The sequence below is a fragment of the Candidatus Margulisiibacteriota bacterium genome (genome assembly GCA_018822365.1).
In the GTDB taxonomy this organism is placed as follows: domain Bacteria; phylum Margulisbacteria; class WOR-1; order O2-12-FULL-45-9; family XYB2-FULL-48-7; genus XYB2-FULL-45-9.
Map to the genome: position 1 here is coordinate 1 of JAHJKL010000064.1, position 12,100 is coordinate 12,100.

General features: G+C 52.9%; 15 protein-coding genes and 1 tRNA gene. 2 read left to right on the forward strand and 14 right to left on the reverse strand.

Annotated features, from left to right (window positions below; genetic code table 11):
* The 9 genes from KKF06_05965 to KKF06_06005 form a co-directional block, all read right to left on the reverse strand.
* A partial coding sequence (locus tag KKF06_05965) for a homocysteine S-methyltransferase family protein (protein ID MBU1617296.1) occupies positions 1 to 607 on the reverse strand: 607 nt, incomplete at its 3' end.
* A complete protein-coding gene (rimI, locus tag KKF06_05970; protein MBU1617297.1) occupies positions 600 to 1,013 on the reverse strand; it encodes a ribosomal protein S18-alanine N-acetyltransferase in 414 nt (137 codons plus the stop codon). The genes KKF06_05965 and rimI, both read right to left, overlap by 8 nt.
* A gap of 21 nt (positions 1,014 to 1,034) precedes the next feature.
* Positions 1,035 to 1,694, reverse strand: a complete 660-nt coding sequence (gene tsaB, locus KKF06_05975) for a tRNA (adenosine(37)-N6)-threonylcarbamoyltransferase complex dimerization subunit type 1 TsaB (GenBank protein ID MBU1617298.1) — start codon at positions 1,692 to 1,694, stop codon at positions 1,035 to 1,037.
* A complete protein-coding gene (gene tsaE / locus KKF06_05980; GenBank protein ID MBU1617299.1) occupies positions 1,658 to 2,158 on the reverse strand; it encodes a tRNA (adenosine(37)-N6)-threonylcarbamoyltransferase complex ATPase subunit type 1 TsaE in 501 nt (166 codons plus the stop codon). The genes tsaB and tsaE overlap by 37 nt, the downstream gene beginning before the upstream one ends.
* Positions 2,094 to 2,711 carry a 2-amino-4-hydroxy-6-hydroxymethyldihydropteridine diphosphokinase gene (gene folK, locus KKF06_05985; protein MBU1617300.1) on the reverse strand — a complete coding sequence of 206 codons (618 nt, stop codon included), beginning with the start codon at positions 2,709 to 2,711 and terminating at the stop codon, positions 2,094 to 2,096. Before folK ends, tsaE begins: the two co-directional genes overlap by 65 nt.
* Before the next feature lies 1 nt (position 2,712).
* Entirely contained in the window at positions 2,713 to 3,900 is a 1,188-nt protein-coding gene (folP, locus tag KKF06_05990) for a dihydropteroate synthase (protein MBU1617301.1), read from the reverse strand.
* Between the two features lie 3 nt (positions 3,901 to 3,903).
* Positions 3,904 to 5,283 (reverse strand): tRNA lysidine(34) synthetase TilS, encoded by a 1,380-nt coding sequence (gene tilS / locus KKF06_05995; GenBank protein MBU1617302.1) that lies wholly within the window; start codon positions 5,281 to 5,283, stop codon positions 3,904 to 3,906.
* Positions 5,284 to 5,298: 15 nt separating this feature from the next.
* On the reverse strand, positions 5,299 to 5,601 hold the full coding sequence (locus tag KKF06_06000) for a hypothetical protein (GenBank protein ID MBU1617303.1): 303 nt from the start codon (positions 5,599 to 5,601) through the stop codon (positions 5,299 to 5,301).
* A 26-nt stretch (positions 5,602 to 5,627) separates the two neighbouring features.
* Positions 5,628 to 5,701 (reverse strand) — tRNA-Met (locus KKF06_06005).
* A 225-nt stretch (positions 5,702 to 5,926) separates the two neighbouring features.
* Between KKF06_06005 and KKF06_06010 the strand changes: the two genes are divergently transcribed.
* Positions 5,927 to 6,352: a response regulator gene (locus KKF06_06010; protein ID MBU1617304.1), complete on the forward strand. Its 426-nt coding sequence runs from the start codon at positions 5,927 to 5,929 to the stop codon at positions 6,350 to 6,352.
* A 53-nt stretch (positions 6,353 to 6,405) separates the two neighbouring features.
* Complete coding sequence (locus KKF06_06015; protein ID MBU1617305.1) at positions 6,406 to 7,014, forward strand: hypothetical protein; 609 nt, start codon at positions 6,406 to 6,408, stop codon at positions 7,012 to 7,014.
* Positions 7,015 to 7,016: 2 nt separating this feature from the next.
* Here the strand turns inward: KKF06_06015 and nadA are convergent, their stop codons facing one another.
* The 5 genes from nadA to KKF06_06040 are packed head-to-tail and all read right to left on the reverse strand — an operon-like array spanning position 7,017 to position 12,098.
* Positions 7,017 to 7,931, reverse strand: coding sequence for a quinolinate synthase NadA (gene nadA / locus KKF06_06020; GenBank protein MBU1617306.1), 915 nt, complete (start codon positions 7,929 to 7,931; stop codon positions 7,017 to 7,019).
* Complete coding sequence (gene mnmA, locus KKF06_06025) at positions 7,903 to 9,012, reverse strand: tRNA 2-thiouridine(34) synthase MnmA (GenBank protein ID MBU1617307.1); 1,110 nt, start codon at positions 9,010 to 9,012, stop codon at positions 7,903 to 7,905. The genes nadA and mnmA overlap by 29 nt, the downstream gene beginning before the upstream one ends.
* Positions 9,013 to 9,054: 42 nt before the next feature.
* Positions 9,055 to 10,581 carry a LysM peptidoglycan-binding domain-containing protein gene (locus KKF06_06030; GenBank protein MBU1617308.1) on the reverse strand — a complete coding sequence of 509 codons (1,527 nt, stop codon included), beginning with the start codon at positions 10,579 to 10,581 and terminating at the stop codon, positions 9,055 to 9,057.
* Positions 10,578 to 11,408: a hypothetical protein gene (locus tag KKF06_06035; GenBank protein MBU1617309.1), complete on the reverse strand. Its 831-nt coding sequence runs from the start codon at positions 11,406 to 11,408 to the stop codon at positions 10,578 to 10,580. Before KKF06_06035 ends, KKF06_06030 begins: the two co-directional genes overlap by 4 nt.
* Positions 11,409 to 11,420: 12 nt before the next feature.
* The gene (locus KKF06_06040; GenBank protein MBU1617310.1) at positions 11,421 to 12,098 is read right to left on the reverse strand and encodes a hypothetical protein; all 678 of its coding nucleotides are present in this window, start codon (positions 12,096 to 12,098) and stop codon (positions 11,421 to 11,423) included.
* Positions 12,099 to 12,100: the final 2 nt, after the last annotated feature.

Here is a 12,100-nt window from a genome sequence, read left to right on the forward strand (position 1 = left end):
AAAGAATATCAGCGCCGATCGCCTCAAGGACAACCGCCGCCGCTTCCGGCGTGGTTCCGGAAACGGTCACTTCCCCTTCATCATAGGTCATACTGGCAATAACCGGCAAAGATGTTTCATTTTTGGCAGCCAGCACCCCCGCCCGCATTTCCTGCAGGTCGGAGATCGTTTCAAAACAGAGGAGATCAGCCCCCGCGTCGGTCAGCGCGTTGGCCTGCTCGGCAAAGGTTTCGACCGCTTGATCGAAAGATAGCGACCCCATCGGTTCTAAAAGCTGGCCGATCGGCCCGATCGAACCGCAGACAAAACCCTTTTCTCCGATCGCCCGGCGGGCCAGTCTGACTGCCGCTTCATTGATCTCTTTAACCTTATCAGCCAGGCCATACTCGCCCAGCTTGATCCGGTTGGCGCCAAAGGTGTTAGTTTCGAGGATGTCGGCCCCCGCCTCGGCGTAAGCCTTATGGACGGAGTAGACCGCTTCCGGGTTCTTTAGGTTTTGGGCGTCAAAGCAGTCGTCCGGCCTGATCCCCCGGGCCATCAGTTCGGTCCCCATGGCGCCGTCAATCAACAGGATCCGGTCCTTTAATTCACTGATAAATTTACTCAAAGGGGATCCTCCTCATCACCAGGGCGTCTTCGCCGTCCGGATAGTAAGCTTTCCTGGTGCTGATTATCTTAAACCCATATCGCTCATAAACTTTTTTCGCCTGGTCGTTAGATGTCCGCACCTCAAGAAAAAAGACATCATCATCGTTTAAAACATGCTGCATCAACCGTTTGGCGATCCCCTTTCCCCGGTAATCCGGGTCGACCGCCATATTAATAATGTGGGTCTCGTCCAGGATCTTTTCAATCCCGATGTAACCGACAACCTTATTCCCTTCTCTGGCTACCAGATACTTATGTTCATCTTCGCGGAAGATCGACTCCGGTTTGGGAAAGCTGAAAGAGCGGCTTTCGATCTCCACGACCTGCTTAATATCCTTGTCTTTCAAGGGAATGATCTCGATCATGGGACGATTATAACATAACTTTTAGTGAGGGTATTCACGGATATTAGGGCGGTGCGAGTATTGGGGGGCCAGGCTCAGCGGATCTTCCTGCTGGCCCGCTTTGATCCTGGCCAGACCGAGCCTGGCGACATTTATCCCGTAAGGGATTGAGTGCGTTTCATCAGCAAACAAGTAATTGCTTCCAGCCAAGTCTGCTCTCAACCCCTGGGTCGCGCCGACCAGGTGAAGCTCGCCGGTCACACCTTTTAGCTTCGCGACGATCTGAGCCTGCTTCATTACCAGATCATCGGTTAAGCGTTGAAGTTTTCCCTCTTTGGCGCTGAAGAGGGCAAAATTATACTCGTCGGCTCTGGCCTCCAACATGACCGCCATCGTCCCATGAATATCAATTAAATTGAAAGCAATTGCTTCCAGCGTGTTCACGGAGGCAATCGGGACCTTTAACGCCTGGGCCAGCGTTTTCGCGGCGGTGACGCTCCCGCGCAAACCAGAATAAGAACCGGGACCGATCGCTACGGCAACCGCGTCGATCTGTTCCGGTTCGATCCCCGCTTCTTTTACGTAGAAGATGATCCGCTCCGACTGACTGCCGGCCACGGTCGTTTCGACCAAAACCCTGCTTTCATCGATCAGTCCGATGCTGACTACTTTAGTCGCGCTGCTAATCCCGAGGATACGCATATTTTCCTCTCATTTTCGCCCTTCATTTCGATCTCGATCTTTTCCGCGGTCGCCGGAAGGAGCTTCCACATCCGCTCCGCCCACTCGATCAGGCAAACTCCTCCCCGGCTAAAATATTCCTCGATCCCCAGCTCTTCGATCTCATCAAGGTTTTCCAGTCGATAGAGGTCAATATGAAAAAAAGGGAGCCGGCCGGCATGTTCGTTTATAATAATAAAAGTCGGCGAGGTAACATAATCCTTGACCCCAACCCCGTGGGCGATCCCCTGGCACAAGGTCGTCTTCCCCGCCCCCAGATCACCGATCAAGGCGATCACCTCATTGGGGCGGAGCAAAGCACCGATTTTCCGGCCAAGCTCAATGGTCTCTTCGGCGCTTTTTGTAATGACCGTTTTCAATTTACCAGCGTTCGAAATCGTCCAAAGTCGCCCCCTTGATCTCCTTGAACCCGGGGAGTTCGTCATCGTAGGTCTCGCCATGCTCCGCTTTCCGCTCGTCATAGATCGCTTCGATCGTTTTTTCCAGGACCGGGTGGATCATCCGCGGGGCGATCTCCTTTAACGGCTTCAGGACAAATAGCCTCTCGTGCATCAGCGGATGAGGGACCTGGAGGGTGTCGTCTGAATAGATCAGATCGTCGTACAACAGGATATCGATATCCATTGTCCGCGGTCCCCATTCCAACTCTCTTTCCCGCCCAAGCGCCGCTTCGATCTCCTGGCAGAAGTCCAGAAGTTTTTGCGGCGCCAGCTTGGTCCTGATCTCGACCGCCGCGTTAATGAACTTTGGCTGTTCGCTCCCCCCTTCCGGGTCGGTCTCGTAATTGGCGGAGCGCTTCGTCACCTGGATGTTCGGGTTTTTCTCCAGCAGAAAGACCGCCTGTTCGACAAACTCTTCGCGGTCTCCCACATTAGAGCCAAGACCCAAATAAACGGTCACCAGTCCGCCTTTTTTAGCTGCCTTTTTCCCCTTCCCCTTTTTCGCCGGGGCGGCTTTCCTGACTTTTTTCTTTGCCATATCATTTCCTCCTAACAATTGCGTCGGTCATCTTGATCACTTGTTTTATTTCTGCTACATCATGGACCCGGACTATATCCGCTCCGTTTTGGACCGCCAGCGCGACAGCGGCGGCCGTTCCGAAGAGACGCTCACCAGCCGGTTTGCCCAGAACCTGTCCGATCATCGATTTTCTTGAAGGGCCGACAAGAACCGGTCTGCCAAGGCTTCTCAATTCTCCAAGCCGCCTGACGATCTCCAAATTATGTTCGATCTTTTTGCCAAAACCCAGCCCGGGATCGATCACAAATTTATCAGGCAGTATACCAGCATTTGTCCCGATTTCAAGGCTCTCTTCCAAAAATGAACAGATCTCCCCCATCAGATCGTTATACCGGGGAGATCTTTGCATTGTAACCGGCCCCCCCTGGGCATGCATCACGCAAACCGGGACTTTGTACCTGGCGACCGTCGCCGCCATTTTCCGGTCGTAGCGCAATCCGCTGACGTCGTTGACCAGGTCAGCCCCAGCGTCCAGCGCTACCCGGGCAACATCCGCTTTCCTGGTATCGATCGACAGCAATAGTTTACCGGCCAGCTTCTTGATCACCGGCAAGACCCGGGCGATTTCTTCCTTGGCCGGAACGGTCCGCGCTCCAGGCCTGGTCGATTCTCCGCCGATATCAATGATATCGGCCCCGTCGGCGTGGAGCTTGAGCGCCTGCCGGGCCGCCTCTTCAGGGGAGTAAAATTTACCGCCGTCAGAAAAAGAGTCGGGGGTAACATTGACGACCCCCATAATATATGTCCGACCACCAAAATGCCAGCTCTTTTTCCCGATCTTCAGAGAAGCCGGAGGAGCGCTGGTTTTGGCCAGGAGCGCTTCAACTTCGGTCCCAACCGCCGGCAGGCCAAACTGGTGAGCCTTGAGTTTTTTCGCGAGGGTCAGCAACTGGCGAATGGTCCCGCAAATGATCACGTCGGTCGCTTTGACCGAATGGTTGATCGAACCGTACGCGGTCGCCGCTTCCGCGCCAAAGGAAAGGGCCTCCTGCTTTAAGATATTGGCGGCTACCGGCCGGAGTGCGGAGACCTTGAGAGAGCGGAAGCTCGCTTTGGGGGCCATCAGCCTGATCCCGGCCGGATCAACGCCGATCGCCGCTAACTCCCTGGCTGCTTCATTTGTATTGTTGATCTCAATGATTCTCATAATTTATTTAATTGGCAGGAGCTCAAATTTGACCACCCGCTTGGTTTGAGGGGTAACCTTGGAGCGGTCATCCAGGCGAAGCCCACCGAGCCAAATGACCCGGCCGGCGCTTTCAAAGACCGGAACAGCGTCCCGTTTTTCCTGCGGGATCTTTTCGTCAACGAAAAAATCCTGCAGTTTTTTTGTTCCGGAAAAACCGAGAGGGTGGAAACGGTCCCCCGGCAGTTTATTTCTGACGACAATATCCCGGCCCAGCGTTTCCTGGTCGACATAAGCGGTCTCCGGCCCCGCTTTATCCAGCTTCTCCCCTTCGGAAACCTTCACTTTCAAACCGATCTCCGGGATCGGGGTCTCCCCCGGCACCGCGACCGCGTAGCGGAACGGCTCGATCTTGACCGTTTTTAAGCGTTCCCGGCTGATCGTCAAAGCCGACCCGTCCCCAAAAACAAAGATCCCGTCTGGGAGATGGAGCTCCCACTTCTCTTTGGCCCCCAGCTGGTCGATAATGGAGCGGACATGGGCAAAGGCAAGCTGGTTCAGATCCCCTTTGACCTTTTCGATCGCCAAACGGAGCAGATGCCGCTTGATCGCCAGCGGATACGTTTGAAGTTTTTTCAGGTCGAGCCTAACCTTCCCTGTCTGCTCCTCTAAAATAAGCTTCTCAAACACCTCTTCCGTCTCATTCTCCAGGTAATACCGGTCCTCATTGAGCATCAGGACCGTCTGAAGCAGAATATCCTTAATATTCATGTTGTAAAGCTTGAGCTGGGGGACCAGTTTCAGGCGAATGCTGTTCCGCATATATTTTGATTCATAGTTAGTATAGTCGCGGCGGGGAATGATCTTTAACGCGCTGACGTAATCTTCAACTTCGCGACGCCAGACCTTGATCAGCGGCCTGACGATCCGCCCCCGCCGGGCCGGGATACTGCATAACCCTTTCAGGCCCGAGCCGCGCAGGAGCCGCATTAAAAACGTTTCGATGTTATCTTCGGCGGTATGGCCGACCGCGATCTTTTGGGCGCCGATCGTATCAGCCAGCCTTTCAAAAAACTCGTAACGGGCGATCCTAGCCGCTTCTTCGATCCCACGCCGCTCGGCCGCCGCCAGCGCCGCCACATCGCGCGATTCAACGCTGATCGGCAGTCCCATTTTCTGGGCCAGCCCTTCTACAAAACGGAGGTCAAGTTCCGCGTCATTTTTCCGGAGCATGTGGTTAAGATGGGCGACATGCAGGGAGATCCCAAGCTTTTCTTTGTGGTCGTTGAGCAGGCTCAAGAGGGCGCAGGAATCCGGTCCGCCGGAAACGGCGACCAAAACCGTCTCCCCCGGTAAAAACATCTGGTATTCCGCGATCGCGTCAAGAAAACTATCTTTGATCATTTCCCGCCACCTTAATTAATGAGGTATGGAAAAAGGAATTCCCTGAAAACTGCGCCAGGCGCAGTACGCGGCATAGACAAATGAAGCGGTCCCGACCGAAAACTCGACCACTTCCAAATGAGGGATGTAATTAACCGACCAGATCGCGTTGATCCCCAGCCTGACGGCAAAGAAAACAATAAAGATCATGGTCCAGAGCAACAGAGCCTGGCGGACATGAAAGCTAAGATATTCATTGCGGCGGCCGTCCAGCAATCCCAAATAGATCGCCGGGATCCAGGTCAAATAACAAATTGCCGCCAATTTCTTTTCTCTCATAGCTTAGAATCACTTGCCTATAAAAATGCCGGGAGTCGGGATTGAACCGACGACCTAGGGCTTATGAGTCCCTCGCTCTAGCCAACTGAGCTATCCCGGCGTATTAACTTACAACCACCAACACGGTCCGACTGACGTCGAACCTACAACTAACAACTTTTATTTAATAAGATTCAGTTGTAAGTTGTAGCAAGTCCCGGGCCACCGGGACTTGCGCGTTGTTAGTTGATAGTTATTTTAGGATAACATAACCATATTTTTATTGCAATCGGCCGGTTAGGGTGCTAAAATAACTTTCAGTAATCTCTGTAAGGGAGGGGCTATTTTGTCAGACAACGTCAAGATCATAGTTATAGACGATGAACCATCGGTTTTGGAATCGTTTAAAATGATCCTCAAGATCAAGGATTATGATGTTACGACCTTCCCTGACGGTCCAACCGCCCTGGCCGGGATTGAAAAGGGAAAATTCGACCTTGCCTTTGTCGATTACAAGCTCCCCGGCATGGATGGCCTGGAAGTTTTAAAAAAGATCAAAGAGCTTGACCCATCGATCGAGGTCATTATTGTCACCGCTTACGCGACCGAATCGTCGCACGCCAACGCCATTACCCTGGGAGCCCTGGAATACCTGCGCAAACCGTTCCTGATGGAAGAAATTTATGAACTGGTTGAACGTGGCCTCCGCCGCAAACGGACTAAAGCAAGCCGCCGGGACGAAAACGGCCCATCGCTGACCGGGATCCACTAACTTTTTTCTAATAATTATTTGAAATCCATCAGCTTTTTTATCGATCATTTTGTATGATCGAGCATGTCCGGCACAAACCAATTGTCACCCTGATCCTGACCCACCCTTCCAACCGGGTACCGCTTGAACAGCCGGGAAACAGCCGGGTTTGCGTTGAAGCCTGGCAAAAGCCCCCGGTAAAATGCGATTACAAGCTCTGGCTGTATACGAAAAGCGGCTTTTTCCCCTACGGCCTCAAAATAGACCCTGCAGCGCAAGCTAAATTCTCCGATGGAGGGGGGGTGGATGAAAACGATACCACGATCCTTGAAGAGGGGTTTATCGCGCCGGGGCATAACTATTTTCTGCTTGGCGGAGGATTCCTTGACCTTTGTCTCTCCAACACCTTTGATTCGCTCGTCAGGATCGCCGCCAAACGGAGGGAAAGAGTGGTCGTCTCTTGCCCCCTCCCTCTTATCTACTCGGCCAGCCAGCTGGATCGGACCGACTATTTGACCAACCAAAATGCTTACACCTCTTTTCTGGCCAGATCACGTTACAATGGGGACATTTCAGGCTATCGCTATTATTTTGACGGAAAGCTTATTAAAAGTGAAGGGGAAAACCAGGTCTGCTTAAGCTGGTATTCCCGGCTCAATGGGCTCGCGCCGGCGGCGCGCTAAAATTATTCCTGCCGCCCGACCGCCAGCATCCGATCGATCGCTATTTTGGCCTTTCCCCTTGTCGCCTCATCCACCTGAACTACCGCCTTCATATCCTCCAGCGACCAGAGGACTTTTTCCAGGGTCGTCATTTTCATGTTCGGGCAGACCGCCAGGTCGGTCAGCGGATAAAAGTCTTTATCGGGATTTTCTTTGTTCAGCCGGTGGATGATCCCGATCTCTGTCCCGATAATGAACCCTCGGTCGGGTGAGTTTTTTACGTACCGCAACATGCCGTCAGTCGATAACGCGGCATCTGCCAAGGCGACCACATCGGGCCGACATTCCGGGTGGACCAAAACCTTGATCCCTTGATGCCTTCCCCGAGCTTGTACAATGTGTTGCGGCATAATTTTAGCGTGGGTCGGACAATAACCGTCAAAAAGATAGAGTTTTTTTTCGGGAACCGCTTTCTGCGTGTTTTGTCCCAGGAATTTATCCGGGACAAAAAGAATCTCTTTATCCGGCAGAGAGCGGACGACCGCGGCGGCGTTGGCCGAGGTGCAACAGATATTGGATTCGGCCTTGACCGCGGCACTGGAATTGACGTAACAAACGACCGGTACGCCTGAATGTTCAGCTTTTAAGGCGCGTAATTTGGCCGCGTCGATCATGTTGGCCATGGGACAGCCGGCGTTGCTCTCCGGGACCAGGACAGTTTTGTCAGGCGAAAGTATCGCGGCGGTTTCGGCCATAAAGTCGACCCCGCAAAAAACGATCACTTTGGCGGCTGTCTTCGCCGCTTCGATCGACAGGCCAAGCGAGTCACCGACGTAATCGGCAACATCCTGGACCTCCCCCGGCTGGTAGTTATGGGCCAAGAGCACCGCCTGGCGCAGCTCTTTCAACTTATTTATCTTTTCGGCTAATGATCCCACCACCTAATACTTCCTCCCCTTTATAAAAAACGACCGATTGCCCCGGAGTGATCGCCAACTGCGGCTTTGCAAAAACAACCCTGGCCGCTCCTTCCTGATCCCTGGTCACCGTCGCTGCCGCTTCAACCGCATTATATCTAATTTTCGCGGTCACCGCTAACGGCCCGACTGGCAGACGGCCGGAAATAAAAGAAAGATCTTCTGCGGTCAATTCTGTCCCGTAAGTCTCTTCCTTCGACCCGATAACTACCGCGTTCTTCGCATTATCAAGGCCAATAACATAACGCGGCTCCCGGTGCGCCCCCACCCCTTTCCGCTGGCCGATAGTGAAAAAAACAAGCCCTTCGTGCTCGCCCACTTTGTTCCCGTACTTATCAATGATCGGGCCCGGCCTGACCACTTCAGGAACCTTTTCCCGCAGGAACCGCCCATAGTTGTCGTCTTCAATAAAACAGATCTCCTGGCTCTCCTTTTTCTCGGCTACCGGCAAACCAAGGGCCCTTGCCTTTAGCCTAACCTCTTCCTTGGTCAGCTCTCCTAACGGGAATAAAGTGTGGGCCAGCTGTCCCTGCGTCAACCGATAGAGAAAATACGACTGGTCTTTTTTGGGGTCCTTCCCTTTAAATAATATATAACTGGCTTTACCTTCATTTGTCATTTGAAATTGGTCATTGGCCATTATTCTTGCGTAGTGCCCCGTCGCCACAAATTCCGCCCCCATCTCCCGCGCTTTGCGCGGTAACAGGTCGAACTTCAAGAATTGATTACAGCGGACGCAGGGGTTAGGAGTGCGTCCAGCTTTGTATTCTTCAATAAAATTATGAATGACCGACCGCTGGAAGTCGTCCTTAAAATTGATCGTGTAGTGGGGAAAGCCGAGCCGGTCGGCAACCTTTTTGGCATCAGCTGCCGCCGAAGCCGAGCAGCAGCTCCTCTCCGAGGCGCTATTTGAACAATAAAGGGTCATGGTGACCCCGATCAGGTCATACTCCTGCTCTTTGAGCAAAGCGGCCGCTACCGAAGAATCAACCCCCCCGGACATGGCGATCAGGACTTTATTTTTTACCGACAATTCCCCCATGGTTATTCCAATTGTAACATTTTATGACCACAGGGAAAAAGTTTATTCTTCCATCTCGCTCGCCGGCGGGATCAAGAGATACTTCCCGGAACTCAAAACATTGGGGTTCTCAATATTATTAACCTCCGCCAGCTTCCTGGCATAGTCGGCCCGGCCATAATACTTTATGGCTATTTTGCTCAAGGTATCGCTCTTCGAGACAAAATGAAAAAGTCTTTTCTCCGCGCCCCCTGCTTCCGGAGTGGTCGATGGAGTGGCTTCCGGCACCGGCGGCGGAACAGGCTCCTCCGCTTTTCTGTTTTTCTCCCGGAGTTTTAGTAATTCCTCGGTCGGCGCGATGTAAACATATTTTACTCCGCGCGGGATCTTGTCTTTCGACACAAGCTTAATATTATTATATTCGGCCAGCTCCGGATACAGGTCAGGTACATCATAATACCGGTTGGCAATATAGCTAAAGGTTTCACCCCGGGAAATATAATGGAAGATCCGCTTGGTAATGATCTTTGGGGCCTTCTCAGTTGGCCTGGGCGGCGGAGCGACAACCTCTGGGGTCAGAACTACAACTGGTGGAGGAGGCGTTACAACCGGCGGCGGGGGCGGAACCGATTTGACCAGCACCTGCGGTTTAGGCAGGTCCTCGGTCGCGTAACTCAACGAGAAATAGTGGGTCAAAGTCCCGCTGTCGCCGTGGTATGCATGATAGGCATAGTCAAAGGTAAATGGGCCGATCCTGATCCCGCTCCCAAAGGTCGGGTCTGTGCTGACCTGGCCTGGATTATAGGTTTGGTCCAACCCGCAGCGCAATTTTAAATATTCGTTTATCTTCCATTCGGCGCCTCCATGGAGCCGCGATTGGTAGCCCTGCCGGGTGGTAAAGTCTCCGTCCAGAGCCAAAAGGACATTTTCCCGCCAGGCGGTGCTCGCTATCCCTAGCCGGCCGATCAGCGGGATCCCCTGCTGGTCCCCGTTCCCCCAATTTATCCTCCCCCCCATACCGATCGGCAAAGTATTTTGCAGGATAAAGCCGACATTGGTCTTTGGCCAGGGAGAAAGAAGCATTCCCAGGTCAAGGTCAAAACCTTTACCGGCATAGTTCTGGCTGCCGGTAAAACCCTGGTCAAATGATTTCAAACGGAGGCCGTAAATGACATTATCTTTTTTCAGGGCGTACGAAAGAGCGAGAACATCATTGTGATAATCAAAATAATCAAAGCCGGTTTGACTGGTAGTTATTATTGAGCCGACATTTGCCCCGGCATAGCCGACCCCAACGCTCCCCGGCCCCAAAGGCCAGTTCGCTCCCAGGACCAGATAGTTAACATCGCCAAGCAGGGTCGCCGACATTGAAAATATCCGGAGCTCCTGCCCGTACATCCCGGCCGGGTTATTGAACATGTTGCTCGACCCGTCAACCACCGCTGTATAGCCCCCTCCCATCCCCATCGCTCTGGCTCCAATGCTGATCTTGAGCGGATCTTCTGTGTTACCAATTACCTCCGCCCAGGCCGAACCGATCCCTAACAATAAAAACAATAACAGCCAGATCAATCCTTTCAGGTTTTTCATCTTCTGATCACCGCGACCTTGCCGCGAGCCAAGGTCTTCCCGCTTGATTTGTCGATCACATGGACCAGATAGACCCCGTTGGAAGCCATTTCGCCGAAATCGGAAATACCGTTCCAGACCAGGCTGTTGTCGCCGGAACGGCCGCCGTTGGTCCCAGCCAGGTAATCCCGCCGCCAGAGCCGGTCAGCGGTCATGCTGAAAATAACGGCCGTGACATTGGCATCACTATTAAGTTTATACATAATAGTGGTCGATTCCCTCGCCGGATCAAAGGGATTTGGCGAATTAAGGATCAGAGCGATATCGTAAGCAAAGCTCTTGACCTCAAAACCATCGGGGAGGATCCCCACCAACCCATTGATGTCGGCAACTTCAACGGTCCACAGCCCGGTCAGAGCGCCGGCAATGTTAAAGTCGCAATAGATCTCGGAAGCGCCGATCGTCATGTTGGTCCCCGGGATATCGGACTGGCCGGGGTGAGTAAGCCTGACAGTGGTGCTGGAAAGAAAATTGGCGCCGGAGATCTTGACCCTGATCGGGGCGATATTGTAGCCGGATGCCGGCTCCAGGGTCAGGAGCCAGGGGGCAAACGACCAGACCGAGGCAAACGGCCCCGAAGCCATCAAATAACTGCCGCCAGACATTGGCCGGGTCTGATAATAATCGCCAACCGACGACGAGACCAGCCCGCCGCCGCTGGGAGCTCCGCCATAGTAATTGGTCCCTCCACCCAGGAGGTAACCGGTCCCGCTTAAAGTGTCCGCCAAACCAAGGCCGGTCAGACCTAGTACAACCAGAATAATTGCCAACCATTTTATTACTCTCAAAGGCTTCCTCCCTTATATTATTAGTGATTTGCCGCCGCTGCCAAGAAATATCAGGTCCTGCGAGAACTCGATCCAGGGGGATTTGGATGTATCGGTATCGGTTTCATTCTCCGGCAGGTCGGTCGCTCCAAGATCGCCGTACATATCGTACATCGCGCAGGCGGCGGGCCCGGTCTTGTAATAGCCGATCTCGATCGACAATCGCTCCCCGTAAGCAAAAGTTTGGTTTACCGTATAACCCGGTTTGGGACACCCCCGATTGGTATAAGAATTGGTCAAATCCAAGCTGGTCGCGTATACCCCAAAAAAGTAACTTCTTAGGAGTGTGCCATCGTTTGACCACCGCTTAAGCAGGACAAACCGTTTCGCGGTTGCCGCGCTCTTTTTCCCCAGAAGATATCCTTTGATCGAACAACTAATCGTCTGAGCGGCTAAGGGATCGGAAATGTACATGCGGTTGACAATATAAACCCCGCTAGCGCTATAGCTTCCTGTCGATTTACCAAGCATTGCGGTCCCTGATTTGCTTGTCACCATTCTGACCCGATCCGCATTGGTCGAGCTATACCAGGAGTCAAATGCCGGAGAAACTGGGGACGCGCCGGAAGATGGCAGATAAAACCGGGTCGCCGCCATTACTGGCCCGGCCGCAGTCACGATCAAAAATATTATCAACAACTTCTTCAACATTT